Source organism: Pedobacter sp. AK017, from assembly GCF_014200825.1.
In the GTDB taxonomy this organism is placed as follows: domain Bacteria; phylum Bacteroidota; class Bacteroidia; order Sphingobacteriales; family Sphingobacteriaceae; genus Pedobacter; species Pedobacter heparinus.
This window is the reverse complement of the sequence record NZ_JACHCW010000015.1, coordinates 101,427-128,340: the sequence shown is the minus strand read 5'-3', so window position 1 is coordinate 128,340 and position 26,914 is coordinate 101,427. Positions and strand designations below refer to the sequence as shown.

Genomic DNA, 26,914 nt, shown 5'->3' with positions numbered 1-26,914 from the left:
CATTAACTATATGACTTAAAACTTATATTATAACATTACGGTCATTCTCATATACCAAAGATATTGTTTTTCATTTTATATTTACAATAGCGTATGCAGGTAATTTTTGGAAAATAACATTGGTATCATTTTAGAAACCCTTGATCAGTATACCAATAATTGCAGCCAGCAGAATTAGCTGAGGCTCTTTTATCTTTTTGATATAAATCAGGGCCAGCATAGACAAAATTGCTATCATCAATGTAGGAAGATCCACTATAGCGCGCAGGGCAATAATGATTACTGCACCAACCAATGCGCCGATTACTACCGCTGTAATGCCATCAACAAAGGCTTTGATGCTTTGGTTTTTAGCAATCTTTTTAAAAGATGGCGCAAATGAAACAGTAAAGATATAGCAAGGAAGAAATGTGGCCAGTGCAGCAATACAAGCACCCGGAAAACCGGCAACCAGATAACCAATAAAAGCAACAGTAATGACCACCGGGCCTGGAGAAACCATGGCCACCGCTACAGCGTCCACGAACTGTTTTTCGTTGAGCCAGCCAAACTCATTAACTACACCGCCGTGAAGGAAAGGAACAATCGCCAACCCGCTGCCAAATACAAAAGTACCTGCCTTAAGAAAGAACCACCAGATTTCCTCTACTGTTTTGCCCTTATACTCCCAAAAACCTATACCCATTAATAGTACTGAAGGAACTGTGGAAGGTTTTTTTATCCATTTAGGCGGAGCCTTAACCATCATATAAATCAATCCACAGGCAACAAATAACAAAATGCTTTCCTGTTGGGTAATCACTGTAACCACTATACCCGCCAGATAAAACAACCATAATAACCAATTGGATTTTATGGCATCCGGTTTTAAGCTGCTCACAGATTTCAGGGTTAATTTATAGGCGCTGATGGCAATAATCCCAATAACTGCGGCACTAACTCCATAAAATACCGCTTGCATACCCGGTAAGCCGCTGTAAAGTTTATAAGCCATTCCAAGAAGTACAACCATGATAAAGGAAGGGATAACAAAAGCAAGTCCAGCAAGAGTAGCGCCAATCAGTCCGTAATGGACAAAACCAATATATATGCCTAGCTGCGCTGCCAGTGGGCCAGGTGCCAGCTGTGCCAAGGCCACGCCCTCCTTATACTCTTCTTCTGTAATCCATTTTTTATTCTCTACCAAATCACGGTACATATAACCCACTAATGCAACGGGACCACCAAATCCCCAGGTGCCTAATTTTAAAAAATATGTGGTAAGCTCCGTTCTGGAATATGCGGGCTTTACGGTTAGTTCTTTTTCCATAGGAGAACGAAGCTGGTTTTATAAATTATAGTTTGCATAACACAAGACTACGGACCTTATGGAGGATTAAATAGAATGATTTTAACTATTAGGACGTATTTTACCTTTTGAAATATTCTTTTTGTAAACAGAAGGTGTTTTTCCAGTTTCCAACTTAAAAATACGTGCGAAATGGCTTTGGTCTGAAAAGCCTGTCAGATAGGCTATTTCTGATAAACTGTATGCACTGGTTTCCATATAGGTTTTTGCTTTATTTATCCGTAGTTTTCGAATGTACTCGCCAAAGGAAAGATTATCAAAATATTTAGAGAATTCTCTTGACACGTAGGCTGGGTTGACATTTAGTTCATTAGAGATATCTGTAAGGCTTAGGGCAAGGTTAGTATCAATCTGATCTTGAATGATGGTTTTTAACTCCGTTGCCCAGGCAGGTATTTTACCTGTACTTCCTTTTTTGAGGAACTTTTGGTAAACATCAACTAATATTTGTTCAACCGGACTCTCTGTATGTTTTACATTTTGTAGGTGTCTGGCCCAGGTATATAAGGCATCGTAAATAACTGTTCCAGCCTGTAGTAACTCTACATCATCTTTGATGTTGTAAGCCATGCCGGCAGCAATTGCCCATAACCCGGCACACTGGCCGGATAAGTGATGCTGGTCAGTGTCTGCACCTCGTACAATTGGAGCCATTATAGCTATTGCCGGATCATTTATTTTGTACTTTTTAATCAGTACATCAAAAGTACATTGATCTTTTTGATGTGTAAATTCAACACCGGGAACATCAAAGGGAATAGCATTCAATGCTGCAGCTTTTTCAATTACCTGATCAAACGGAACGTAAAAGAAATGAGCATCTTCATCAATAAAATTTTTGATTAGCCAGGGGCATGCAATGCGGTCTATTTTTGGTCTTTCTCTGGTAATCCAATTCATTGTTCAAAATTAATGGAATTAACCCTACTGTCCTAACGGACATTTAAACCATTATTCACACCGCAACAAGACCAAGCCTTATAATTGGGGATAAATCAGGAATTAAAAACTCATTGTAACGCGTATTCTGAGTTGATACTTTCCCAAAGCATGTCTTTCAATTGAACAAGTCCCTTTTGTGCAACAGAAGATATAAATATGGAAGGGATATTTTTTGGCAGCTCCTTTTTCATTTCTTCCATCAGCTCCTCATCCAGCATATCAGATTTGGTGATGGCCAGCAGGTGTGGTTTCTGCATCAGTTCAGCATTGTAGTCTTTAAGCTCTGACTTTAAGATCTCGTATTCTTCGGCAATGCTTCTGTGCGTATCGGCAGGTACCATGAACAGCAATACCGAATTCCGTTCTATGTGTCGTAAAAAACGATATCCTAAGCCCTTCCCTTTGGAAGCACCTTCTATAATACCCGGAATATCGGCCATTACAAAAGATTTGCTGTCGCGGTAAGATACTATGCCCAGGTTTGGCACCAATGTGGTAAAAGGATAATCAGCAATTTCGGGCTTAGCTGCAGAAAGTACAGACAACAAAGTAGATTTACCAGCATTCGGGAAGCCTACCAGTCCTACATCTGCCAGTACTTTAAGCTCCAGCACAATCCACTCTTCCTTACCCGCTTCGCCTGGCTGGGCAAAACGGGGAGTTTGCAAGGTAGGTGTTTTGAAATGCCAGTTGCCCAGGCCGCCACGCCCACCAGGGGTAAGGATCTTTGTTTCCCCATCTTCGGTAATTTCAAATATCGTATGGCCGGTCTCGGCATCTTTAGCGATGGTACCCAAGGGTACATCCAGGATCTCATCTTTACCCGATTTACCGGTAGAAGTACCACTTGATCCTGGCAAACCATCGGGTGCGATGATGTGTTTGCGGTATTTTAAATGCAGCAGCGTCCAGAACTGCGAGTTGCCCCGCAAGATAATGTGCCCGCCACGACCGCCATCTCCCCCGTCCGGGCCACCGGTTGCCGTACGTATATCACGGTGCAAATGTGCAGAACCTGCCCCCCCTTTACCGGAACGGCAGCATATTTTAACATAATCTACAAAATTTGAACCCTGCGACATAATCTTCTCTGTTTTTTTATAAAATAACAATAGCGGGCAGCATTAAGTTCTGTCCCGCTATCGGTAATGTTTTTTGTACTAGTATTTATCTATTACCGCACTTAAATCAGCAAAGATATCATCGATCTTGCCGATGCCGTTTACCTTGCTCAGTTTCTGCTGTGCTTCATAGTAGGGCAAAACATGGATGGTTTTGCTAAAATATTCTTCTATACGTTTTTGCAGTTTATCGGCCTGGTCATCTACACGACCCGTTTCCAGCTGACGTTGTGCGATGCGTTTGGTCAGTTCTTCCTGGTCTACATCCAATGCAATTACACCGGCAATTGAACTGCCTTTGCTTTCCAGAAATTCATCCAGGGCCTGTGCCTGTGGCACCGTGCGCGGGAAACCATCAAATATAAATCCCTTGGCTCCAGGATTTTTGTCCACTTCTTCTTCCAGCATAGCGATGGTAATTTCATCAGGAACCAGTTGTCCTTCAGCAATCAAAGCACTTACCCTTTGTCCAAGCGGACTCTGGTTTTTAATGTGTGCCCTGAAAAGGTCGCCTGTAGAAATGTGGATCAATTGATATTTTTCAATCAATTTTTCAGATTGGGTGCCTTTGCCTGCACCCGGTGGGCCAAAGAGAACAAAATTCAGCATTTGGGTTGTCTTTAAAGTTAAAAAGTCTTCCGCTACATGCAAGAAGACAGGCCATTATAACACTCGCATTTTCAATTCATTAACCTACTGAAAAAGAAAAAATGGAGGCTAGTTTTGAGCTTGCAAATATATAATTATTAATTTACTATATTTATTTTTTTGCAAAATCCCTCAAATAATATCTACCTTCGCCATAGATAATATATACAATATGTCAGGATACAACAGTATAAGTGATCACGAACTAATTGCCCTGCTAAAAAGGGGCAACCGCGATGCTTTTACTGAAATATATGACAGGTATTTCTGGCAGCTTCACGCGCATGCTTACAAATGGATGCGGAACCGTGAAGAAACCAGGGACATTATCCACGAACTCTTTTTAACGCTTTGGGAAAAACGAGAAACCTTATCTTTTGAGCATGGTCTGCTCAGTTACCTTTCGGCCGCTGTAAGGAACCGCATTTTTAATTTACTGGCACATAAACGTATAGAATCAAAATATCTCAGCTCGCTTGATGATTTCATCAATGAAGGGATCTGCATCACCGATCACCTGATCAGGGAGAAACAACTTACCGCACTCATTGAAAATGAAATTTCCGGTATGCCGGCCAAAATGCGCGAGGTATTTGAACTGAGCCGGAAAGAGAATTTAAGCCATAAAGAAATTGCGGAACAACTGGATATTTCGGAACTCACCGTTCGCAAACATGTGCAGCACGCCTTGAAGATCCTGCGTTTCAAACTGGGCTTTTATCTTCTTATGACTGTTTTAACTGCCTTCTGATTTTTTTTCAATTTATTTACCCCCTCTGTACTTTTCAGCTGTATCTCTATATATAAGGGTTAAAATGCCCGAATGATATGGAAGAGAAAAAGGCACAGACACTGTTAAGAAAATACCTGGCCGGTGATTGTACAGAAGCCGAAAAAGCATTGCTGGAATCCTGGTACCTGCAATGGGAGCTAAATGATTTTCCTGATCTGGGTACAGAAGAGCGCCTGCAGGATAAGCAGCAACTTTTTGCTATGCTCGAAAAAACGCATCATCCTAAAAAGCATCACCTGTACTGGCTTAAACTGACCGCTGCCGCTGCCCTTGCTGCTGTTATTTTCGGTTTGTGGTTCTATACCTCACAGCAAACAACCATAAATTCCAATGCCCGGGCCGTAAATAAAAATGATATTGCCCCAGGTGGCAACAAAGCGGTGCTTACCCTGGCCAATGGCGAGGTAATTGACCTGAGCAGTGACAAAAACGGCATTGTTATCCAGGCCGGCCAGCTGGCTTATAGCGATGGAACTGAAATTAAGACCAATGGTTCAAACGCTTCAGAAGAACCCGCACAGCTCAATACCATTGCTACTCCTGTAGGCGGACAGTACCAGGTTATTTTGCAGGACGGTACAAAAGTTTGGCTAAATGCAGCTTCATCCCTTCGTTACCCCAGCCGTTTTAACAGCAAAGAACGTAATGTAGAGATCAGCGGGGAAGCATATTTCGATGTAACACATGATGAGAAAAGACCTTTTAAAGTGCGTAGCAAAGGACAGCAGGTAGAAGTATTGGGTACGGCTTTTAACATTATGGCCTACGATAATGAGGATATGGTTAAGACCACCCTATTGAGGGGTGCTGTACGGGTAGCCGGGTTAGGCCCGCTAAAAACCAAAATTGTGACGCTCCTGCCTGGCCAGCAATCACTTTTAACAACACAACAGATCAGCGTGAACAACAACCCGGATCTGGAAGAGGTGGTTTCCTGGAAAAACGGCTATTTCAAGTTTAATGAAGACATTAAGAATATCATGAATAAAATTGCCCGCTGGTATAATATTGAGGTGGTTTACCGCCCGGGTGTAGATCTTAGCCAGACCTTTTCGGGTGAGGTTTCCAAATCAAGAAATGTTTCGGTACTCCTGAAAGTTATGGAGCTGACCGGTAATGTGCATTTTAAAATAGAAGAAAGGAGGATCATCGTTATGCCCTGATTTTTACCATAAAGATGAGCCTTAAAAAGAAGCCGGGAATGATTGGACCCATCCCCGGCAGATGTAAGGGCTCTATATATCCGCTCCAAAGCGGAATTAAGTATTGAATTTACCATTATCAACACCCAAACAATCAAATGTATGATTTTTTACCTAAACGTTAAACGTGGTGGAAACCACAGTATTAAACGAAAACTCATCATGCGGATCAACTTATCCATATTTTTCATCTTACTGGCCATGATACAGGTATCTGCCAGAGAGGTTTTCGCACAAAAAATTACGCTGGACAGAACCAACAGCAGTTTAAACCAGTTGATAAAAGATATCCGTTCGCAAAGCGGATACGATTTCTTTTATAATAATGCCGTTATTGTAAAAGCCAGACCGGTTTCTATCCATGTCAAAAATGTATCACTGGATGAAGCCCTGCAGAAATGCTTTGCCAACCAGTCCCTTACTTACCGGATCACTGACAAAATGGTGGTGATCATGGAAAAAGAAAACCATGAAGCTGCACCTGCCGTTCAGCAAAGTGTTACCGGAAAAGTGGTAGACAGCCTGGGCATGCCACTTCCTGGTGCCACCATCAGGGTTAAAGGCAGCAGCAGGGTTACCCTTACTGATGCTAAAGGGGTGTTTGTTTTAAAAGACATTCCCGATAATGCCTTGCTGGAAATTTCTTACCTGGGTTTTGTAAGCCGCGAAATCAAAGCTTCTCTTAATATGGGCAACATTGTATTACGTGCTTCACAGTCGGGATTAAACGAGATCGTTGTAACAGCCATGGGCATTTCCAGAGAAAAGAAGGCATTGGGATATGCTGTGCAGGATGTAAAATCTGAAGAACTAACTACCCGTCCGACCAATGCACTGAGTGCCATTTCCGGAAAAGTTGCCGGTTTACAGGTCATCTCCTCTGGTGGAAATATGGGCGGTTCCACCCGTGTATTGCTGCGTGGTATCAATTCCATTATGGGCAATAACCAGCCCCTGTATGTAATTGACGGAACACCAATTGACAATTCAGACATCAATACCACCTCTACCATAGATGGAAGCGCCGGTAAGGATGTAGGAAACCTGATCCAGGACCTGAACCCGGATGATATAGAAAATATTTCTGTATTGAAAGGCCCATCTGCTGCTGCCATATACGGATCCAGGGCCGCAAATGGTGTAATCCTGGTAACCACTAAAAAAGGGAGCAAAAAAGAAAAATTCGACATTACCCTGAATACAGGTGTGGATTTGGAAAATGTTGTACGCTTACCTGCCAGACAGCACCTGTATGGTCAGGGTTATGCCACAACCTTTGCCAAGGCCACAATTGCAGGTAAAGAATATAACATTGTAGATTATGCTTCGGATGAAAGCTGGGGTCCAAAACTGGACGGCACGCCGGTATTGCACTGGTATAACCTGGATCCTGAATATCCCGCCGATTACCTGAACCCGCAGCCATGGGTATACCCGGAACATGATGTGAACTACTTTTTCCGTACCGGAATAGCCAATACCAATAACATTGCCATTAGCGGGGCCAGCGACAAGACTACCTATCGCTTATCCTACACCAATAAAAATGTACGGGGCACCGTGCCAAATTCCAGTTTAGGCCGTAATGCCGTCAACTTTTCGGGTTCAACCCAACTGGGCATCGTAAATGTGTTCAGCAACCTGAATTACATTAAAAATACTTCGCTGGGCAGGCCATGGACCGGCGCTTCTAACCGGAACATTATGCTCGAGGCCTTCCAATGGGGTGGTGTGCAGGTAGATTATAAAAAACTAAGTGAATACAAAAGGCCATCAGATGGCACACCCCGCGCCTGGAACAGGAGCAGTTACCTGAATACACCTGCAGGCAAGGCTACCCGCTTTATCGATAATCCATACTGGTCGGCCTATGAAAGCTATCTGGAAGAGAATCGCGACAGGCTTTACGGAAACATCGGCTTTACAGTAGATGCCAATAACTGGCTTAAACTAACCGGTAAAGTACATGCCGACATCTATACTGTTGAGTACCAGGACCGCATAGCGGTATATTCACGTTCGCAATCGCAGTATCAGGAATACAATAACCACTTTAATGAATTTAACTATGAGTTTTTGGCTACAGCCAAAAAAAACTGGGATGATTTCTCATTGTCGGGAAATGTTGGCGGAAACATCAGGGACCAGAAACGCAGGGTAATTGACGGATTGACCCAGGGCGGACTCATTGTACCGCTGTTCTATAATCTTAAAAATGCACCTAACGTTTTGAACAACAATAATTTTTACCACAGACAGGTTTATTCGTTGTATGGCAGCTTCTCGGCCGGATGGAAAGGCATGCTGTACCTGGACGGAACTTTGCGCAACGACTGGTCTTCTACCCTTCCGGTGAACAACAATTCTTTCATTTACCCTTCTGTGACCGGAAGTTTTGTGATCAGCGAACTGGCAGGTATTAAAAAACAGGAATGGCTTGATTTTGCAAAAGTGCGCCTGGGCTGGGCACAGGTTGGTAATGATACCGATCCTTATCAGCTTTATCCGGTTTTTGAAGCACAGCAATCATTCAATTCCAATCCTTCTTACCGCCTTCCCGGCACCTTAAATAACCCTGACCTGAAACCGGAGATCACCTCTTCTGTAGAAGCCGGATTAAATGTACAGCTGTTTAAAAACCGCCTGGGTTTTGATATCACCTATTACAACAACAACAGCCGCAACCAGATCCTGCCGGTTCCGGTATCTGCAGCCTTTGGTTACGATAAAAAAGTACTCAATGCAGGTAAAATAAATAACAAAGGACTTGAAGTTACCTTAAATGGTACACCCGTTAAAAGCACCAATTTTGAGTGGAACAGTACCATCAACTGGTCGCGAAACAGAAATAAGGTAGTTTCGCTGGACAGGGGTGTAAATACCCTGGAACTGAGCAATCTGCTGGTAACCCTTGTGGCCCAGGAAGGCAAGCCTTACGGACAGATCATGGGTTACGATTTTGTATATGCCCCCGACGGACAGCGTGTGGTACAGGCAGATGGCACTTATCTTAAAACCTCGCAGCTGGTACCATTGGGCAGTGTACTGCCCGATTACCTGTTTGGTTTTCAAAATACCTTCCGCTATAAAAAATTGCGCATGGGCTTCCTGATCGATGGCCGGATGGGTGGCAGCTTCTTCTCCCAAACCTATAAAGTAGGGATGTATTCGGGAGTTTTAGACCGTACTGCTGCAAATGGCATCAGGGAAACCGGCACTGTTGTAGACGGAGTTAAGGCCAATGTGGTCTTCCATCCGGACGGGACTTATACTGTAAGCAATACCAGCAAAAATGAAACCCGTATTTCGGCTTTAAACTGGGCAAGAAATGAGTACAATGGCCCAACTACTTTTAGTGTGTTCGATGCCTCCTATATCAAATTAAGGGAAGTTACCCTGGGCTATAATTTCGACCTTAAAAAGACCGGGGCCATTCGTTCTGTAGGGCTTACGCTATATGGAAGAAACCTTTGGAACATTTACACCAAAAGCAAATACATTGATCCGGAATTTACAAACAGCAGCGGTAATGTACAGGGTATCGAAGGTGGTAACATCCCGGTTCCGGTTACTTATGGTTTAAATGTAAGTGTTAAGTTTTAATCCAAAATTTTATTCAGATGAATTTTTTTAACAAAATAACTGCCATTGCACTGTTCTCGCTTACTGCCTTTCTTTCCTGCAGTGACGATAAGCTGGCAGACATCAACATAGATCCGAACAGGCCAGCCAATGTGCCTACTCCAACACTGATCTTATCGGCCGAGAAACAGATCATGGACAACATCAGGAACCTTGATTTTTCTCTGAACGGTGCCATGCTGTTCGCACAGTATTACAGTCAGAACATTTACACAGACCAGAGCCGTTACGATGTACCGCGGAATTATTCTGACCGTTACTGGGCTGATGGATTTAAGGCCCTGAACAACCTCAACGAGATCATCAAGCTGAATACCAATCCGGCTACCAAAGGCTTTGCCTCGGCCGGAACGGTTGCCGGTACCAATGCCAACCAGATTGCGGTATGCAGGGTATTAAAAGCTTTTACATTTCATTCGCTAAGCGATGTGTTTGGCGACATCCCTTATCAGTCTTACGCCGGCAAGGATCCTTCTTTTGAAGCTTTGCAACAGAACCCTGATAATTATACCCCTAAATATGCCAGCCAGGAAAAGATCTATACCGATCTGCTCCAGGAACTGGACCAGGCTGCCGATACTTTATGGAAATATTCGACAGCCAATACTTTTGGTGTTTCGGATGTGATCTATAAAGGGAACAATGAACATTGGGCAAGGTTTGCCAACTCTTTGCGTCTGCGTTTGGCAACAAGGATCAGGACCAAATTACCGGCGCTTTCACAGCAGCATTTTACAGATGCGCTGGCGCAGGGCGTATTTACTTCAAACCTGCACACTGCTGCCTTTAAATACAGCATTGCCGCGCCAAATGAGGCCCCGCTTTTCAGGGCTACAGTTACGGCCAACCGCAAGGATTTTGCCGTATCACATATCCTCATCAATTCTTTAAAAGGAGAACTGGGGCCTTTTACAACTGTCGATCCGCGTTTACCGGTCTATGCACTGCCCAATAAGAACAACCAGTATATTGGCCAGCCTTATGGCCTGCCACTTGAAGCGGCGGGTATCAACGAGCCAACAGACATCAGCTTGCCCGGTGCTTTGGTAAATGCAGCCGATTTTAGCGAAGTGCTTCAGGAATATGCTGAAGTAGCTTTTTTAATTTCGGAATACCAGAACTGGAGCGACAGCGAGTACAAAAAGGGTGTTGTGGCTTCGTTGACACGCTGGGGTATAGCCGAACCGGCAGCACAAACCTATGCCAATAACCTGCCTGCTGCCACTAAAGAAAGGGTGCTTACCCAAAAATACTTTGCACTCTATACCCAGGGGCTTGAAGCCTGGTCGGAAATCCGCCGTACTGGTTTTCCTTTGTTCCTGGTAAAACCAAACGATGTGGTGTGGACCAGGGTAACGCCTGCAGGCACTTCAGTATATACATTTAAGCCTATTTTTGGCAACGGGATCCCTAAACGCCTTTATTATCCTGTAAAAGAACAAAGTGTAAATAAAACCAATTACCAGCAGGCACTGGCTTCGCAGGGCGATGATGTGATCACTACTGCACTTTGGTGGAACAAATAAATACAGCTATGAAAAAAATAGTAATTTCCCTTTTTTGCCTGTTGCCCTTACTGGCAACCGCTCAGCAAAGTAAACCCGATGAACGTGGCTATATTGTAAAGGTGGGCGACAAGGCGCCCGACGATTTTAAGCTGGTATTGCATACCGGCGAAACCACTAGCCTTTCCAAATTAAAGGGCAAGGTGGTTGTACTGCAATTTACCGCCAGCTGGTGCGTGGTATGCCGGGAAGAAATGCCCCACCTGGAGCAGCAGGTATGGCAGGCCTATAAAAATAAAGGGCTGATGCTGATTGGTGTTGACCGTGATGAACCGCTGAAAGTGGTACAGAAATTTGCGAAAGACATGAAAATCAGCTACCCCCTGGCACTGGACCCGGGCGCAGCTATTTTTGGCCGCTTTGCAGATAAAAAGAGTGGGGTAACCCGTAATGTGGTGATAGACCAGCAGGGTAAGATTGTTTACCTGACCCGTTTATATGATGAACAGGAGTTTAAAGGTATGCTTGCCGCCATTGATAAGTTAATGAAGTAAGCGCTGTACACCAAACATAAAAAAGGCTAAGTTATCCTTAGCCTTTTTTTATCAACAGATTATGGGGCGATGATGGTAAAGAGGTACACCATAAATATCACCAGCAGCACTACCCCCTGTAAAATATTGGTACGGCCCGTTGCCAGCGAGAGCATAATGGTAAACTGTGCCAGCAACAACAATACGGTAGCCTTCATGTCAATCCCCAGGGTGATGGTCATGCCTGTAACAATAGATACCATGGCTACTGCAGGTATGGTTAAGCCGATACTGGCCAGGGCAGAGCCCAGGGCCAGGTTAAGACTAGTCTGTAAACGGTTCTTTTTAGCCGCCCGGTAAGCGGCAAGCCCTTCGGGCAATAACACCACCGCAGCAATGATTACACCGACCAGCGACTTGGGCGCACCAAAATTGACAACTGCATTTTCTATGTCGGGCGCTAAAGCTTTGGCCAGCAACACCACAATACCCAGACAAAGCAACAATAAAAACGTACTCACTAAAGCAACTTTTGTGGTAGGTGGTTCGGCATGTGTTTCTTCATTTCCGTCTGCATCAGGTGGTAAAAAGAAATCGCGGTGCCTGATGGTCTGTACCATTACAAAGGCACCATACAGCACCAGACATACTATGGCCACAAAAACGAGCTGGGTAGAAGTATATTCAGGGCCTGCTTTACTGGTGGTATAATTGGGCAGAATGAGTGTAAGTACCAGGATGGCCGTAAGGGTAACCAATGCTGCACTTACACCAGGCAGGCTAAACACCTGCTCTTTAAACCTGGCCCCACCTACCAGCAGGCAAAGCCCAATAATACCGGTTAAAATGATCATTACCGCAGCCAGCACCGTATCCCTTGCAAGGGCAGCCGTATCGGGCCCACCCGTCAGCATCAAAGAAACAATCAGTGCCACCTCTATAATGGTAATGGCCAATGCCAGCAAAAGCGTACCAAACGGCTCCCCTACCCGGTGTGCTACCACTTCTGCATGGTGTACCGCAGCCAGCACCGCAGCGATCAGCACTGCTGCCAGAAAAAAAGTATAACCGATACCCAGGTTCAGCGACACCCCAAAATAAGCCAGCCAGGCGATTACCGGTGCTATAATTGTCCATAAAGGCAATGGTATTTTTTTATTCATCAAATTTGCTTTAAGTAAAATACTGGACAGCTTCAGGTTCCTCAATTATTATGCTAAAAACAACAATTAAGCTGTAGCGTTTTGTAATTGTTACACGTTTTAAGATTAAAAACCAAATCAGCATGTATAAATATGTTTTAATCCTGTTTTGCGCTGCAATGCTTGTGGCCTGCGATAAAAAAGAGCCATCAGATTGTGGGAGATTGATCTGTACCCAGGAATTCCGGATGATCCTTTTTAATTTTACCGACAAAGATGGGAGAGGTGTTCCCGTTAAAAATTACAGTGCCATAAACCAGCGTACGGGCGAGGTCATTAAAACAACCGGTGGTGCAACTATCGATTTAAGCACGGGTACCTTTATTGTTATTGACGATTCTTCTTTAAAACAACTGTCTGCTGAAGGCGATGACATCAAGGTTACAGCTACTTATGAAGCAACGGGACAAACCAAATCGGCCATCTTAAAAGTTTCAGGTGGAAAATGTGCCTGCCACATCCAAAAAATTTCAGGCCCTGAAACTATCGCTTTTGATTAACAAAGCGTTTATTTTCATTTCTTATCATAGATCAATAATTTAACAGCGATAAGCACGTCTATTTGCATAAAAAAAGTTATGAAAAAAATATTCGTTTTGCTTGCAGTATTGAGTACTGCCCTTTTTGCTTTCAAAGCTGTTGCACCATCAACCTGGACGGCTGATCCGGCCCATTCTAAATTAGGCTTTGTGATTACCCACCTACTGATTACTGATGTAGAGGGATCTTTTAAAAACTTCGAATCAACCATCACTTCTTCAAAACCCGACTTTTCTGATGCAGTAATTGAATTGAGTGCGGATGTAAATTCGGTAAATACCGATAACGACAAAAGAGATGAGCATTTGAGAAGTGCCGATTTTTTTGATGCAGCTAAATTTCCTAAGCTGACCTTCAAAAGCACATCCGTAAAAAAAGTTGCCGGAAACAAATATAAAGTAAACGGGAACCTGACATTTCACGGGGTAACCAAACCGATTACTTTAGATGCGGTTTTAAGAGGGGTAACCACCAATCCAATGTCTAAAAAACCTACTGCAGGATTTAAAGTTAGCGGAACAATTAAAAGAAGCGATTTTGGATTTGGTGCCAAATTCGGTAATGCTATGCTTAGCGACGAGGTAACCTTAAACGCAAATACAGAATTTGTACAAAACTAAAGTACATATATAAACTATTGTACTTCATCAGGGAACGGAATCATTTTTCCACTTGCTTTTTCACGTGGAAGCTGTGCATTCCGTTCTTTAAGTGTTTTGCCCAATACCAGGGCCAGTTTTTTTACCATTCCCGGATATTTACCAGACAGGTTATTTGCCTCCCGGATATCCTGGGCCAGATCATACAGTTCAAACTCCCGGTTCCGCATATTGTATAACAGCTTCCAGTTCCCTAAACGAAGCGCAGTAAAATAGTTGATACCCAGTTTTTCATTCGCGGTCAGGTTAATCCATTTGTTGGGATAATGAAATACCAAAGGACGGTCCGGCGCTTTTAAATGAGGGTTTTTGAGGTATTTCACAAAACTTTGCCCATCCGTTTTTTGGAGTATCTTAGCTGGCTTAACCCCTGCCATTTCCAATATGGAAGGGAAAAAATCTTCAATGATCACCGGATTTTTATAAACTGAACCTGCGCTGGTTACACCTGGCCATCTTACAATCATGGGTTCCCTTATCCCACCTTCATATACCGAGCCTTTGCCCGACCTGAGGGGGTAGTTGTGTGTATTTAGGGCACCTCCCCTTTGGTGATGGTCTAGCCCTCCGTTATCGCTCATAAAAATAATGATGGTATTTTTGTCCACACCTTTCCTTTTTAAATAATCCATAATATCACCAAGGCTTTTGTCCATACCTTCAACCAGACTCGCATATCTGGCCTCGGTACTGTCAAGCCCCGCATCATAATACTTTTGTACAAAGCGCGGATCGGCCATTATAGGGGTATGAACAGCATAATGGGCCATATTCAGATAAAAAGGCTCCTTTCTGGCTATTGGTGTTTCCATTGTTTTCAGGGCTTCCTGTGTAAGGGCTTCTGAAAGAAAAGTACCTGTTTTAAAATACGCCTCTAAATCGGGTACCGCCTGTACCTGTGTCTTACCAGGCATATTGCCATAATTTTGCTCCGATAAATAGCTTTGCGGATGTCCGCCCGAATGCCCGGCAATGTTAACCATAAACCCTAAGTTGTAAGGGCTTGCACCTGGAGTACCCATTGCAGCCCAATGTGCCTTACCAATATGAATGGTAAAGTAACCGGCATCTTTTAACAATTGTGGAAAGGGCGTTGCAAAAACTGTGCGCTCCGTTGCTGCATTATTGCTTAAACCGTTCATGTTCCATTCCAAGGGCTCAAACTGCTCATCCTTTTCATCAGCATCATTATTTTTAAAGGGTGATGTCCAATTGGTCACATGGCTCCTGGAGGCATTCATCCCTGTCATAAAACTCACTCTGGAAGGGGTGCAGACCGGTTGCGCATAAGCATCTGTAAATTTCATTCCTGCCTGTGCCAGCCGCTCCATATTGGGTGTATGGTAACGCTTGTTCAGGGGCATAATGCTGTCATAAAAAGGCACTGAAGTATCCATCCAGCCCATATCATCAACCATAAAAACAATGATGTTCGGGCGGATTGGTTTTTGATTTTGTGCAAAAAGAGTGGTTTTGACGGTCAGTAAGGCTATTATCAGAAGTTTATATTTTTTCATTGTGAATTGCTCATTGCGGAATATATAAAATTTCTGCGATATAGGCTGTATCCTTGGCCACCCGTTCAACCATTCACCTCGCAGCCGTTTTAATGCCTGAACATCGATTTTAAAAAAAAATACTCCGAACTGTAAAAAACTATTTAAATTACAATTGGTTATCCATGTTACGCTTATAAAACTAAAATTGTATACTTTTGGTGTGTAAGCTGGAGAATGATTTAATTATTAACTGTATAAAACCGTAACATTTTGAAGTTATACGCTCATCAATCCGTTGCCGAAGCACTGACCATCCTGAACAATGAAGGTCAGGATTGCCTACCTGTGTACGATGATGATGCAATCATTGGAAAAATCACGTATGCAGAGCTGAGGATTTTTGCAAATCATGATGAAAAACCGGGAAGTATATCCGCAGCCAAGCTTCATTTTGATCTGAGAACTGTCTTGCCGGCAATCAGGGCAATGCAAACAGCACAATACAAAAAAGAACAAAAACAGCTTAAAGTCAGAAAATGGACTACGCGCTTAAGTTCGGCAGCAGTAATCGCAGTTGTCCTGTTCGGCTTTGCCTGGTTGCTTTTTGAACCCATCAATATGCCTTTTACAGATCAGGAAGAAGTATTGACTCCCGATTCCAACCATATTACCCTGACCTTTACGAATGGTGAAAAAATCGCACTGAACAGTGAGAAAGATGGTGTGGTGATTCATGCATCCCAATTATATTATAATGATGGATCTGCGTTATTACAGGAAGAGATAAGCCCAGACGTTTTGGCCAAAGGGATCATGGTGCTCAACACACCTAAAAGTGGCATGTACCAGGTAAGTCTTCCTGATGGCACGAAAGTTTGGCTCAACAGTTCAAGCCAGCTCAGTTTTCCTTCAACTTTTAAAGGAAGTGACCAGCGCGCAGTTCAGTTAACCGGGGAAGCTTACTTCGAAGTTGCAAAAAGTGAAACACCAAAACATTTACCCTTCATTGTGACAACTGATAAACAAGAAATAAAAGTTTTGGGTACCCACTTTAACGTTAATGCCTACCCGAACAATCTGGATATAAAAACCACTCTGCTGGAAGGCAGGGTACAGGTGATGCCATTGTTATACGGTAAGCCACTGGCAAATGCCGATCCCGCTGTAACAGATCCCCTCCAGGTGATGGGTACCCGCAATGAGGCTGGTAATTTAAATTTAAACCGGGCTGTAATCCTGCAACCCAATCAGCAGGCCATTTTAACAGATCAACACATCACCGTTAAACCGGTTGACGGACAACTGGCCATTGCCTGGACGAAGAGGGATTTCACGTTCAGGAACATGCCGCTTGAGGACATCATGAATGTAGTGGCTGTCTGGTATGATGTGGATGTTGTTTATCAGCAACAAACAATTGGATCTGTACTTTTAGGTGGCTCAATCCAGCGGTCCGATAAATTAGCCGATGTACTGGCAACCCTATCACTAGCCTCTAACATGCACTTTAAAGTAGAAGGCAAACGGATTATTGTAAGACAATAAATAGCTGGCAACGCTAAAGTGCCCTGCCGGTTTCGTCATTCTTATCAGGAAAGTGTACCCAGTATATCAATCCCCGTACTTAGGTAGACCTTGGCTATATGCATGGCCTTTTTGATCTCATCGATAATCCTGTTTTGTGCTATAGCCGCCTTGTCGGCAGCAAAATCATCTGCACTACTTTTTGCCGATACTTTGGCGAAGGCCTGCATCCTGCGCACAAAACTGCCTCCGGTATCCTTAACAGCAACTGTTTTACCAGTTGAATCTTTTTGCTGTGCAGACAGCAGACAATGAAATACAGGCAAACAGGCAGACCAATAAAGAGGCAATAGATTTCATAGTGATAAATGTTTTGATGAAGTTAAGCATCTTTCAGTAAAATTATTTCCGGAATATTCCTGATGTCTTAAAAAGATCAATTATCTTTAATTCAATGAAAGAGCTGAGCTCAGGCAGAAGGCTAAAAGCCATCTTTGGAGGTTCGATAGGTAACCTGGTAGAATGGTACGACTGGTATGCCTATTCGGCATTTGCCATTTATTTTTCAGCTTCGTTTTTTCCGGAGGGAAATCCAACCGTACAGTTATTGAATACGGCCGGCATATTTGCACTGGGTTTTTTGATGCGCCCCCTGGGTGGTTATATCTTTGGCCGCATTGCCGACCGTATTGGCCGTAAGCAATCCATGACCCTTTCTGTACTGCTGATGTCGCTGGGCTCTTTACTAATTGCCCTAACCCCTACCTACCAGACTATTGGTGTAATGGCACCAGTACTGTTACTGACTGCCAGGCTGCTACAAGGTTTAAGTGTTGGCGGCGAATATGGAGTATCGGCTACCTATCTGAGTGAAATGGCGACTAAAAACCATAGGGGCTTTTATTCCAGCTTTCAATATGTAACTTTAATAGGTGGCCAGCTCCTTGCCCTGGCCATCCAGCTGGTATTGCAAAAATTGCTGCTTTCAGATACACAATTGCACGAATGGGGCTGGCGCATCCCTTTTGTTTTTGGGGCCATACTTTCTATCGTAGCCCTTTATCTCAGGAAAAACCTGGACGAGACCAAAGCTTTTGAAAACCAAAAAGAAAATCAATCGGGTAAAAAGGGGACCATAAAAGAACTGCTAAAACACCCTAAAGCAGTAATTACAGTAATTGGACTTACTTTAGGAGGTACACTGGCCTTCTATACCTATACCACGTATATGCAAAAATTCCTGGTCAATACAGTGCAGATGAGCAAAGAACAATCAACCCTCATGTCCTTTTTTACCTTATTCATTTTCGCCTGTTTACAGCCCCTTTTTGGTGCTTTATCTGACAGAATTGGCCATCGCCCACTCCTCATCGGTTTTGGTATACTGGGTACCATCTGTACCGTTCCCTTACTCAGTACGTTAAGCCATACCACATCACAGTGGCAGGCCTTTTTTCTTTTAATGGCTGCCTTGATTATTGTAAGCGGTTATACCAGTATCAATGCCGTAGTAAAAGCAGAGCTGTTCCCCGCAGAAGTAAGGGCACTTGGCGTTGGGCTTCCCTATGCTTTAACTGTGGCTATATTTGGTGGCTCGGCCGAGTACATTGCACTCTGGTTAAAAGAACGGCAATATGAATCGTATTACTACTGGTACATTACCTGTTGTATTTTTATTTCCTTAATGGTTTATGTTTTTATGAAAGATACCAAGGAACATTCTAAACTGAACCAGGAAGACAATTAATGCTTGCAAAATGTAACAGATAATTTACTATTTTAGCCTGCCAATATCACAACCATGCATACATCCAAAAAAGCCGCCATCAGCTTTATATTCATTACATTACTGATTGACGTAATGGGATGGGGATTGATTATCCCTGTAATGGCAGATCTTATTGCCCAGCTAAAAGGCATTTCAATTAATCAGGCCAGTACTTATGGTGCCCTGTTGCTTTCTGTTTTCGCCGTTACACAATTCCTTTTCTCGCCTGTAATGGGCAACCTGAGCGATAGGTATGGCCGCCGTCCGGTTTTGTTATTTTCTTTACTAGGCTTCGGGATCGATTACATTATCCTGGCCCTGGCCCCCACTTATGGATGGCTATTTTTAGGTCGCATTATAGCCGGGATTACCGGTGCCAGCTTTACCACGGCTACAGCTTACATTGCCGATGTCAGTACAGATGAAACTTCTAAGGCCAAGAATTTCGGGCTGATAGGTGCTGCCTTTGGTCTGGGTTTTGTACTTGGCCCGGCCCTTGGTGCTTTTTTAGCTACCTGGGGTATCAGGGCTCCTTTTTATGCAGCCGCGGCACTTTGTTTGCTCAACTGTATCTATGGTTATTTTTTCCTGCCCGAATCCTTAAGTAAAGAACACCGCAGGGAATTTGACTGGAAACGCGCCAACCCTTTTGGTTCTTTAAAATTTTTAACCAATAATCCAAAAATCGGTAGCCTGGCCCTGGGCTTTTTCCTGATCTACCTGGGCAGCCAGGCCGTACAGAGCAACTGGAATTTTTTCACCATTTACCGATTCAACTGGAGCGAAAAAATGGTAGGCATTTCACTTGCAGTTGTAGGCGTGATGGTTGGTGCCGTTCAGGGGGGACTTACCAGGATTGTTGTTCCTAAGATCGGGAATGAAAAGAGCATTTACCTGGGTCTATCGCTTTACACCTTAGGACTGGTCCTTTTCGCTTTTGCTACCCAGGGCTGGATGATGTTTGCCTTCCTGGTACCTTATTGTTTAGGTGGCATATGTGGCCCCTCACTGCAATCTGCCATTTCAGGACATGCGCCCGCTAACCAGCAGGGAGAGCTACAGGGTGCATTAACCAGTTTGATGAGCCTTACAGCCATCATTGGCCCGCTGATCATGAACAATTCATTTGCTTATTTTACAAGCAGCAAAGCACCGTTTTACTTTCCAGGTATCCATTTCTTAATTGGGGGTGTTTGCATGCTGATCAGTATCTTTATCACTTATAAAGTATTGAGCAGGGAAAGAAATCCTCAGGTATAGAAAGTGCAAACGGACACTGGTACTTCTAAAAAGGTTACTCTCCGGATGGCACCTGAATGGCCACACCTGCCGGGATAGGTGTACCGAAATTTGGGCTCCCATCCGGGTTCCAGCTAAACTTTTGTAAGCGCATGTCCCGCGACCAACCTGGTTCTGTAGTTTTCTTGGCATGATAAAAGATCCACCATTCTTTGCTATCCGGAGATTGCGTGAAACTAGCATGTCCAGGACCAAAGACTTGTTCTGTTCCCTGAAACACAGGTCCCGTTTTTTCCCAGCTCTTCGCATCAAGCAATACTTTGGCCTCTTTTTTAAGTCTCAACAAGCCAAGGCGGTACTCTGGTGTCCAGGATTCGCGTGTGGAATACACAATAAAAACCTGTCCTTTACGCAGCAGAAACTGAGGGCCCTCGTTCAAGTTCAGTGGACCGCCTGTTTCCCATTGCTGGTCAGGACTGGAAATTTTCACCCTTTCTGAACTGATTGTCCAGGGGTTGCTCATCCTGGCCAGATACAGGTGTTGAACTGTTTTATCGGTAGCCGCATTCTTTTCCCAACCAGACCATACAGCATAGAGTTTCCCTCTGATTTCTGCTACATTAACATCTATGGCCCAGATATTTCCGGTTTTATCTTTTGGGTCTGCACCGGTGCTTAACAGGCCTTTATCTATATATTTTCCCTGTGGGTCATCTGTTACTGATTCGAGTACGCCTGAACGCTGATAGATATACGGAGGGCCAGATTGGCCTGCCGCATAATAAATGTACCATTTGTTGTTGAAATAGTGGAGCTCTGGCGCCCAGATTTGATTGCTGTTCCAGCCTTTTCGAGGTGCATTCCACACGATAACTGCCTTGCCCAGCTTGCTCAGTTTATCCGATTTACTTACGGAAATACCTCTACCAGCGATCCCTCCGGTGCTCTGACAAACGTAATAATGGTTTTTGTGTCTGATCACCCAGGGATCTGCGCCCTGCCCTACTGGATTTACGAAGGTCCGCGCTTCGTTTTTTTCCTGGGCCTGCGTTGCTGTGTGCCCTAAAATTAAACAGAACAATACAAGAAAAGAAAAACTGCTGGTTGTTATGGTTGGGTTCATTTGTGATAGTTGGCTAGTTCGCGGATCAGTGAAGATAAAATACATCCCGGTTTCATTTTAAAGTCATCCAGTACTTCCCGCAATTGGGTTTGAAAATGATAGGCTACTGAACCGATGCAATTAAATTGATATTGACGGTAGTCGGGATAACAGGAAACGAGTTGTGAAAAAAATTCGGTAAATGCGGTACGCAGCAAATTATTGCTATAGGCGGCATCTACTTCATCAGATTTTAGGAACCTGGTGAAACCTGCACAAAACCTGTTGGCCTGGGGGCTGGTATAAATCCTGTTGATGATTGCTGCAGCATTGAGGCCATATTGCGCCTCAAATACACGTTTAACCGATTGTGGCATTTTATCGCGTAAATAATCAACGAGGATTTTCTTTCCTATAGCTGCGCCACTCCCCTCGTCTCCCAGAATGAATCCGAGTGAATCTATGTTGTGGGTGATATTTTTGCCATCGTAAATACAGGTATTGGTACCGGTGCCCAATATGGCAGCAAATCCGGCATTGTGGTTAAGCAAGCCTCTTGCCGCGGCAAGTAGGTCCATTTCGGCTTCGATGGTTTCACATTGTGGAAAAGCCTCGCGCAGGATGCTTTCTATAACGGCTGTCTGTTCGTCTTGACAACCAGCTCCATAAAAATGCAGCGCTTTGATGTCTGTGTGTTGCAGGTACGCCGGTAAATTGTTTCGGATGGAATTCAGAATGGATGCGGGCTCGGAAAAAAAAGGATTGTATCCTTCAGTCATAAAATAACGTTCTTCTCCTTCGGGGTCTATTAAGCACCAGTCTGTCTTGGTCGACCCGCTGTCGGCAATTAAAATCATGTGTTGATCAGTTAAATTTTTAGTTTTCCTATCTGATGTCCGGACACTGCATAATAGCCAATGGCTATATAACAGGGAATAACCATCCAATAGGCCTGTTGTGGGTTGAAATGGTCGGTGAGGTATCCGTACAACAGCGGAAGCAATGCTGCTCCGGAAATGGCCATCACCAACAGGGAAGAGCCTGTTTTAGTAAATTTACCCAGTCCTGCAATGGCTAGTGGCCAGATGGAAGGCCACATGAGCGAATTGGCCAGACCGAGCAGGGCGATAAACACCACGGAAGTTATGCCTGCGGTGAAAATAGCTGCCAGGGCAAACACAATCCCTAGCACAGCAGAGGTTTTAAGTGCTGTTTCCTGGCTAAAATAACGGGGTATGCAGACGATACCGATGAGGTAACCGACGAGCATACTGATGAGTGTAAAAGAACTGAAAAACTTTGAAGCGCTGAGTGGAATACCATGGAAGGTGCCATAGCCTATAATACTGTTTCCGGCAATTACTTCTACTCCGGTATATAAAAACAGGATGAATACACCCAGTATAAGGTGAGGAAATTGCAGAATTGAGGTTTTAGCCGTGCGGCCATCTCCATCCAGATCAGCCTCTAATTCGTCCTCATCAATTTCAGGCAGGGCCGAAAACCTGATAAGAATGGCCATTATCACCAATAGACCTGTAATGATCAGGTAAGGTATGATGACTTTATCGGCAAGCGCATTGAGCTCCAGGTTCTTTTGCACGGGGTTTAAGTGGTTCAACTTTTCTTTTAGCGCATCTGCATCATTTAAGATCACCGCACCCAAAATTATGGGTGCAAGGGCACCTGCGATGCCATTACAGATTCCCATGAAACTGATGCGCCTTGCCGCACTTTCTTTAGGACCAAGTATGGCTACGTAAGGATTGGAAGCCGTCTGCAAAATAGTCAACCCGGCACCCTGAACAAACAAACCCAGTAAGAATAATGGATAGAAGCGGTTCATGGCAGCAGGCATAAACAGCAATGAACCTATGGCTACGAGTAGCAAACCAATGGATAGACTGTTTTTAAAGCCTGTAATTTTTAATAGCCATCCGGAGGGGATACCCATTAGAAAATAGGAAATGTAGAAGGCAAATGCAACCAGATAGGATTGAAAGTTATTCAATTCGCAGGCCAGCTGTAAATATGGGATCAATACAGAACTTAACCAGGTAACAAAACCAAATATGAAAAAGAGTATGCCAATGATGACGAGTGGGTTTAATCCGGCTTTATTTGCCATGTTAATAATTTTTGGATTTAATGCGGTCTATAATTGTTTCGTACAGGTTTAAAGGGAACACAGCGGGCTGTCCATACCAGAAAAAAGAGTCTTTACCTTCGTATACTCCTGCATTGATGTGTTTGGAGGTGGGAAGGTAACTGGAAACATCATTGCAATAACCGGCCACGCTGACCAGCTTTCCGGGCCACAATTTTTTGATCCCGATACTGTAGTCGGTTACCGTTTCCCTTGAAATACCTACCAGTTTCCAGTTGCCAATATTGAAAGTCTGCATGTAGACCGGCATGGTTTGCGGCATTTTACCTTGGCTGTCCAGCTTAGCCATCAAATTGGCCCATCGCACATTCTTTTCTGCATATACATCATTCGGTGAGTTGCCATTTTCCTTTCCAAAAGCTACGATTTGTTCCCTGCTCCATCTGTTGACCGGAAAATTAACTGAATCCAGGTGAAAGTCGATCTTCCCGCTCAACTGTTGCATCGGCTGTTGGAGAATGGATTTAACATCTGCTGCGAGGTCGCTTCCCGTTTTGTTGTGGTTTGCTTGTACTGGATTAATATCGCCACCGCATCCCTGGATAAAGATGGCTTCTTTAATACCTGCCTCCTTTTCCAATACTTTTCTGGCTTCACCCGGATAATTGGCACTGAGGGTAAAACCTTCTTCGCCCACATTGCTGAATACAGGGTGACAGCCGGTGAGGAATACTATCGATTTGGTATGGTCGGCAGTATTTTCTATCTGAAGCACGTCTAGGGCATTGTCATAAGGTACATCTGGTCCTTTCAGGGTCCGGTTATGGCCTATTGCTGTACTTCCCCTGCCGAAAGAAAGCAAAGATGACCTCCTGTTTTTGAGGGCCTGACTTATTGCTTTTAAGACTGCTGGTCTGACCACACCGTTCAGGTACAAAGTATCCGGCAATTGATGGCTGCCCCATGTGGTCCAATCCTGGGTGGAAGGTGCAAAATGGGTATGGGAGGCATTGATGAGTACTGCCTCCGGCCGGATGTTGTGCTTTTTGTAAACCTCTTGTTTGATTGACGTAATAAAACTGGTATTAAAGCCGCAAAGGTCAGTGCCGACCATGACCACCGATTGACCTCCTTCACCAATGGCTACCGCCTTAACGGTTAAGTCGCCCTCAGTTTGCTGTACCGCGCGATATATTTTATTGTCTTTACCCAGACCATAGAGCTGGTTTTTATGTACCGTGATCGCTTTTAAATGAACCCGGTAAAACACATTATTAAAATTTGCAAAGCGGATCCATTCTGCAGTCGGGTCTGAAGCATCCAGGCGATACAGTTCATCTTCGGCGGTCAGCGCCATCAACCGCTCTTTATAGCTGATCACACTAAGGGTTCCCGGAGGAAAGCGATTGGCATCAACCAGGCTTTTCCACTTGTTGCCCAGCTTTTTAGCTTTAAAATGTGAAAGTGATAAAGCAGATTCCTGCCATTTAATGTTAAACCGCCCTCCCCTGGGCAGCCCATATCCTGCCAGTGCGAGCGAAAATGGTGAACTTTTGGGTTCCAGGCTCGCTGCGGCGGTACCTGCCTGATAGACGGTTTGGGATTGTACGGATATGGAGGAGCCCAATAGCGTGCCGCTTAGCAGCAGAAAGGATAAAATGCGCACTTTCTTCATGAAAATAGGTTTATTGATAACTGAATAATGTGGTTGTGCTGATACTCCTTTTGCCAGAAGGCGCCACAACAACTGATTTCATCTGGCGTTTCTCGCCTTTGTGCAAGATAATGTCAATTGGCTTTTCGTACAGGTAATCTGTTTCCCGGGCATCCTGGCCCTCAAAATTATAATAAATTTTTCCCCCTTCAACAGAAGGTTTCAACGTAACCTTAAAATTACGACCGTTCAAGGTGGTGTCGGTTATCCCAATTGGTCCGGGAACCCGGTACAGGATCTTTGAGCGGTCGAGTACAGCCAGATGTCTGGGCAGCCTGCTTTCAAAAAAATCTATGGCATTTTTACGTTCCAGCGGTGTCCAGGCGATTTCTGCCAAGGCTATTAATCGCGGATAAAGCATGTATTCTACCTTACGGTAAGTATCCATATGTTCCGTCCAGATGGGCGCTTCTACACCGATGATGTGTTTCTTTTGCGCAGCGGTAAGGGATGAAGGTGTAGGATCGTAAGCATATATGCGCTCAGCAGGGTTAAATCCCCATCCGATCGCCAAGGGTTCTAATGGCCTTGGCCCTTGTAAAAAATCGAAGTATACATGTGACATTGGTGCCATCACTACATCGTGGTTTTCCTGCGCTGCTTTGATGCCTTCTTCTATGCTGCGCCAGGCCATCACTGTAGCATTTGGCGCCAATCCACCTTCACGGATCTCATCCCAACCTATAATTTGTCTGCCCTTGCTGTTTACGAAACGCTCGATGCGTTTTACAAAATAACTTTGCAACTCAAATTCGTTCTTTAATTTTTCATCTTTGATCCGTTTCTGGCAATACCGGCATTTTTCCCAGCGTTTTTTCGGACATTCATCGCCGCCGATGTGGATATACCTGGAAGGGAATAATGCCATCACTTCGGTAAGCACATCTTCCAGCACCTGGAAAGTCTGCTCTTTGCCTGCGCAATAAACATCTTCAAATATCCCCCAACTTTGTGCCACTTTAAAAGGACCGGGTTGATCACCACAGGCAAGTTCGGGGTAAGCAGCCAGGGCCGCCAGAGAATGCCCTGGCAGCTCAATCTCGGGGATTACTGTAACTTGCCTTTCGCGGGCATAAGCTACAATTTCTTTGATCTCCTGCTGGGTGTAAAAACCCCCATAAGGCAGGTGATCCTGGCCATTGAGTGAATCTGCATAATGACTGATCTGCGTACTTTCCCGAAAAGCACCCACAGTAGTCAACTTTGGATATTTTTTAATCTCTATCCGCCAGCCATGGTCTTCGGTCAGGTGCCAATGGTAGACATTCATTTTATATTTTGCCAGCATATCAATCTGGCTTTTGATAAAGGAGACAGGATAAATGTGGTACCCCACATCCTGCATGATTCCCCGGAAAGCATACCTGGGCTGGTCCTTAATCTCGGCACCTGTGACCATTAGTCCGTTCCCGGTATTTTCTATCATTTGCAGGAGCGTTTGCAGTCCATAGAATAACCCAGCTTCATCACCCCTGATCTCAACCCCCCGAGTATTTGACAATAAGGTATACGCCTCTGCTGCCATTTCCTGTGTTTTAACAAAGGAAATCACTGCGTTGCTGAGCTTCGTCACGCCTGGTTTAAAGGAAAGCTGCAGCCCATAATTCTTTTTCAGGTAATCTTGTAAGAGGGTCGCAGTCTTTTTACCAGCTTGGTCTGTATAGCCCAGCTTTGTTTGTGGAGAAAGCCTGAAACTGCCGCCACTAAGCTTAACTGCTGCAGGTGCCGGAATTACTTTTAACAAGCCGGTCTGACTTTGCGAACAGACCGACAGCGGAACCGATAGGATTAAAAAAAGGAAATACCTCAACATGATCAGTTTTTGC

22 protein-coding genes are annotated in these 26,914 nt (G+C 44.2%); 10 read left to right on the top strand and 12 right to left on the bottom strand.

What is annotated here, in order from left to right:
* Nucleotides 1–130 precede the first annotated feature (130 nt).
* The 4 genes from HDC92_RS19755 to HDC92_RS19740 all read right to left on the bottom strand — a co-directional run bounded on the left by HDC92_RS19755 (nucleotide 131) and on the right by HDC92_RS19740 (nucleotide 4,020).
* Nucleotides 131–1,309 (bottom strand): chromate transporter, encoded by a 1,179-nt coding sequence (locus HDC92_RS19755; protein ID WP_015809181.1) that lies wholly within the window; start codon nucleotides 1,307–1,309, stop codon nucleotides 131–133.
* 81 nt (nucleotides 1,310–1,390) lie between these two features.
* A complete protein-coding gene (locus HDC92_RS19750) occupies nucleotides 1,391–2,248 on the bottom strand; it encodes a chromate resistance protein ChrB domain-containing protein (RefSeq protein WP_015809182.1) in 858 nt (285 codons plus the stop codon).
* A 110-nt stretch (nucleotides 2,249–2,358) separates the two neighbouring features.
* Complete coding sequence (obgE, locus tag HDC92_RS19745) at nucleotides 2,359–3,372, bottom strand: GTPase ObgE (protein WP_015809183.1); 1,014 nt, start codon at nucleotides 3,370–3,372, stop codon at nucleotides 2,359–2,361.
* Between the two features lie 78 nt (nucleotides 3,373–3,450).
* A complete protein-coding gene (locus HDC92_RS19740) occupies nucleotides 3,451–4,020 on the bottom strand; it encodes an adenylate kinase (RefSeq protein ID WP_015809184.1) in 570 nt (189 codons plus the stop codon).
* Nucleotides 4,021–4,231: 211 nt separating this feature from the next.
* On the opposite strand from HDC92_RS19740, the gene HDC92_RS19735 reads away from it, so the two are divergent.
* The 5 genes from HDC92_RS19735 (at nucleotide 4,232) to HDC92_RS19715 (ending at nucleotide 11,755) form a co-directional block, all read left to right on the top strand.
* Nucleotides 4,232–4,810 carry an RNA polymerase sigma factor gene (locus HDC92_RS19735; RefSeq protein WP_183876780.1) on the top strand — a complete coding sequence of 193 codons (579 nt, stop codon included), beginning with the start codon at nucleotides 4,232–4,234 and terminating at the stop codon, nucleotides 4,808–4,810.
* Nucleotides 4,811–4,887: 77 nt separating this feature from the next.
* Nucleotides 4,888–6,015, top strand: a complete 1,128-nt coding sequence (locus tag HDC92_RS19730; protein WP_183876779.1) for a FecR family protein — start codon at nucleotides 4,888–4,890, stop codon at nucleotides 6,013–6,015.
* A 141-nt stretch (nucleotides 6,016–6,156) separates the two neighbouring features.
* On the top strand, nucleotides 6,157–9,657 hold the full coding sequence (locus tag HDC92_RS19725; RefSeq protein WP_183876778.1) for a SusC/RagA family TonB-linked outer membrane protein: 3,501 nt from the start codon (nucleotides 6,157–6,159) through the stop codon (nucleotides 9,655–9,657).
* Between the two features lie 17 nt (nucleotides 9,658–9,674).
* A complete protein-coding gene (locus HDC92_RS19720) occupies nucleotides 9,675–11,222 on the top strand; it encodes a SusD/RagB family nutrient-binding outer membrane lipoprotein (RefSeq protein ID WP_015809188.1) in 1,548 nt (515 codons plus the stop codon).
* Between the two features lie 8 nt (nucleotides 11,223–11,230).
* Nucleotides 11,231–11,755, top strand: coding sequence for a TlpA disulfide reductase family protein (locus HDC92_RS19715; protein WP_015809189.1), 525 nt, complete (start codon nucleotides 11,231–11,233; stop codon nucleotides 11,753–11,755).
* Between the two features lie 59 nt (nucleotides 11,756–11,814).
* Here the strand turns inward: HDC92_RS19715 and HDC92_RS19710 are convergent, their stop codons facing one another.
* Nucleotides 11,815–12,897: a calcium:proton antiporter gene (locus tag HDC92_RS19710; RefSeq protein WP_183876777.1), complete on the bottom strand. Its 1,083-nt coding sequence runs from the start codon at nucleotides 12,895–12,897 to the stop codon at nucleotides 11,815–11,817.
* Between the two features lie 122 nt (nucleotides 12,898–13,019).
* Between HDC92_RS19710 and HDC92_RS19705 the strand changes: the two genes are divergently transcribed.
* On the top strand, nucleotides 13,020–13,436 hold the full coding sequence (locus tag HDC92_RS19705; RefSeq protein WP_015809191.1) for a hypothetical protein: 417 nt from the start codon (nucleotides 13,020–13,022) through the stop codon (nucleotides 13,434–13,436).
* Between the two features lie 78 nt (nucleotides 13,437–13,514).
* Nucleotides 13,515–14,096, top strand: coding sequence for a YceI family protein (locus HDC92_RS19700; protein WP_015809192.1), 582 nt, complete (start codon nucleotides 13,515–13,517; stop codon nucleotides 14,094–14,096).
* 14 nt (nucleotides 14,097–14,110) lie between these two features.
* Here the strand turns inward: HDC92_RS19700 and HDC92_RS19695 are convergent, their stop codons facing one another.
* Nucleotides 14,111–15,652, bottom strand: coding sequence for a sulfatase (locus tag HDC92_RS19695; protein WP_183876776.1), 1,542 nt, complete (start codon nucleotides 15,650–15,652; stop codon nucleotides 14,111–14,113).
* 252 nt (nucleotides 15,653–15,904) lie between these two features.
* Between HDC92_RS19695 and HDC92_RS19690 the strand changes: the two genes are divergently transcribed.
* On the top strand, nucleotides 15,905–17,179 hold the full coding sequence (locus tag HDC92_RS19690; RefSeq protein ID WP_183876775.1) for a FecR family protein: 1,275 nt from the start codon (nucleotides 15,905–15,907) through the stop codon (nucleotides 17,177–17,179).
* 44 nt (nucleotides 17,180–17,223) lie between these two features.
* On the opposite strand, the gene HDC92_RS19685 is transcribed toward HDC92_RS19690, so the two are convergent.
* Entirely contained in the window at nucleotides 17,224–17,484 is a 261-nt protein-coding gene (locus HDC92_RS19685; RefSeq protein WP_183876774.1) for a hypothetical protein, read from the bottom strand.
* Between the two features lie 128 nt (nucleotides 17,485–17,612).
* On the opposite strand from HDC92_RS19685, the gene HDC92_RS19680 reads away from it, so the two are divergent.
* Together HDC92_RS19680 and HDC92_RS19675 are read left to right on the top strand one after the other, a co-directional pair.
* Complete coding sequence (locus HDC92_RS19680; RefSeq protein ID WP_183876773.1) at nucleotides 17,613–18,905, top strand: MFS transporter; 1,293 nt, start codon at nucleotides 17,613–17,615, stop codon at nucleotides 18,903–18,905.
* Nucleotides 18,906–18,959: 54 nt separating this feature from the next.
* On the top strand, nucleotides 18,960–20,186 hold the full coding sequence (locus HDC92_RS19675) for a TCR/Tet family MFS transporter (protein ID WP_183876772.1): 1,227 nt from the start codon (nucleotides 18,960–18,962) through the stop codon (nucleotides 20,184–20,186).
* Nucleotides 20,187–20,220: 34 nt separating this feature from the next.
* Here the strand turns inward: HDC92_RS19675 and HDC92_RS19670 are convergent, their stop codons facing one another.
* Genes HDC92_RS19670 through HDC92_RS19650 form a run of 5 tightly spaced genes read right to left on the bottom strand, consistent with a single transcriptional unit; the run spans nucleotide 20,221 to nucleotide 26,901 of the window.
* Nucleotides 20,221–21,288 carry a family 43 glycosylhydrolase gene (locus HDC92_RS19670; protein WP_183876771.1) on the bottom strand — a complete coding sequence of 356 codons (1,068 nt, stop codon included), beginning with the start codon at nucleotides 21,286–21,288 and terminating at the stop codon, nucleotides 20,221–20,223.
* Nucleotides 21,285–22,124: an N-acetylglucosamine kinase gene (locus tag HDC92_RS19665; protein WP_015809199.1), complete on the bottom strand. Its 840-nt coding sequence runs from the start codon at nucleotides 22,122–22,124 to the stop codon at nucleotides 21,285–21,287. Before HDC92_RS19665 ends, HDC92_RS19670 begins: the two co-directional genes overlap by 4 nt.
* 11 nt (nucleotides 22,125–22,135) lie before the next feature.
* The gene (locus HDC92_RS19660; protein ID WP_015809200.1) at nucleotides 22,136–23,395 is read right to left on the bottom strand and encodes a sugar MFS transporter; all 1,260 of its coding nucleotides are present in this window, start codon (nucleotides 23,393–23,395) and stop codon (nucleotides 22,136–22,138) included.
* Between the two features lies 1 nt (nucleotide 23,396).
* A complete protein-coding gene (locus HDC92_RS19655; RefSeq protein ID WP_183876770.1) occupies nucleotides 23,397–25,049 on the bottom strand; it encodes a hypothetical protein in 1,653 nt (550 codons plus the stop codon).
* Between the two features lie 10 nt (nucleotides 25,050–25,059).
* Nucleotides 25,060–26,901, bottom strand: coding sequence for a beta-N-acetylhexosaminidase (locus HDC92_RS19650; RefSeq protein WP_183876769.1), 1,842 nt, complete (start codon nucleotides 26,899–26,901; stop codon nucleotides 25,060–25,062).
* Nucleotides 26,902–26,914 lie beyond the last annotated feature (13 nt).

Bases quoted from the DNA above. Each gene is read 5' to 3' on its own strand.
- HDC92_RS19755 (WP_015809181.1), bottom strand. From the start codon at position 1,309: ATGGAAAAAGAACTAACCGTAAAGCCCGCATATTCCAGAACGGAGCTT.
- HDC92_RS19750 (WP_015809182.1), bottom strand. From the start codon at position 2,248: ATGAATTGGATTACCAGAGAAAGACCAAAAATAGACCGCATTGCATGC.
- obgE (WP_015809183.1), bottom strand. From the start codon at position 3,372: ATGTCGCAGGGTTCAAATTTTGTAGATTATGTTAAAATATGCTGCCGT.
- HDC92_RS19740 (WP_015809184.1), bottom strand. From the start codon at position 4,020: ATGCTGAATTTTGTTCTCTTTGGCCCACCGGGTGCAGGCAAAGGCACC.
- HDC92_RS19735 (WP_183876780.1), top strand. From the start codon at position 4,232: ATGTCAGGATACAACAGTATAAGTGATCACGAACTAATTGCCCTGCTA.
- HDC92_RS19730 (WP_183876779.1), top strand. From the start codon at position 4,888: ATGGAAGAGAAAAAGGCACAGACACTGTTAAGAAAATACCTGGCCGGT.
- HDC92_RS19725 (WP_183876778.1), top strand. From the start codon at position 6,157: ATGATTTTTTACCTAAACGTTAAACGTGGTGGAAACCACAGTATTAAA.
- HDC92_RS19720 (WP_015809188.1), top strand. From the start codon at position 9,675: ATGAATTTTTTTAACAAAATAACTGCCATTGCACTGTTCTCGCTTACT.
- HDC92_RS19715 (WP_015809189.1), top strand. From the start codon at position 11,231: ATGAAAAAAATAGTAATTTCCCTTTTTTGCCTGTTGCCCTTACTGGCA.
- HDC92_RS19710 (WP_183876777.1), bottom strand. From the start codon at position 12,897: ATGAATAAAAAAATACCATTGCCTTTATGGACAATTATAGCACCGGTA.
- HDC92_RS19705 (WP_015809191.1), top strand. From the start codon at position 13,020: ATGTATAAATATGTTTTAATCCTGTTTTGCGCTGCAATGCTTGTGGCC.
- HDC92_RS19700 (WP_015809192.1), top strand. From the start codon at position 13,515: ATGAAAAAAATATTCGTTTTGCTTGCAGTATTGAGTACTGCCCTTTTT.
- HDC92_RS19695 (WP_183876776.1), bottom strand. From the start codon at position 15,652: ATGAAAAAATATAAACTTCTGATAATAGCCTTACTGACCGTCAAAACC.
- HDC92_RS19680 (WP_183876773.1), top strand. From the start codon at position 17,613: ATGAAAGAGCTGAGCTCAGGCAGAAGGCTAAAAGCCATCTTTGGAGGT.
- HDC92_RS19675 (WP_183876772.1), top strand. From the start codon at position 18,960: ATGCATACATCCAAAAAAGCCGCCATCAGCTTTATATTCATTACATTA.
- HDC92_RS19670 (WP_183876771.1), bottom strand. From the start codon at position 21,288: ATGAACCCAACCATAACAACCAGCAGTTTTTCTTTTCTTGTATTGTTC.
- HDC92_RS19665 (WP_015809199.1), bottom strand. From the start codon at position 22,124: ATGATTTTAATTGCCGACAGCGGGTCGACCAAGACAGACTGGTGCTTA.
- HDC92_RS19660 (WP_015809200.1), bottom strand. From the start codon at position 23,395: ATGGCAAATAAAGCCGGATTAAACCCACTCGTCATCATTGGCATACTC.
- HDC92_RS19655 (WP_183876770.1), bottom strand. From the start codon at position 25,049: ATGAAGAAAGTGCGCATTTTATCCTTTCTGCTGCTAAGCGGCACGCTA.
- HDC92_RS19650 (WP_183876769.1), bottom strand. From the start codon at position 26,901: ATGTTGAGGTATTTCCTTTTTTTAATCCTATCGGTTCCGCTGTCGGTC.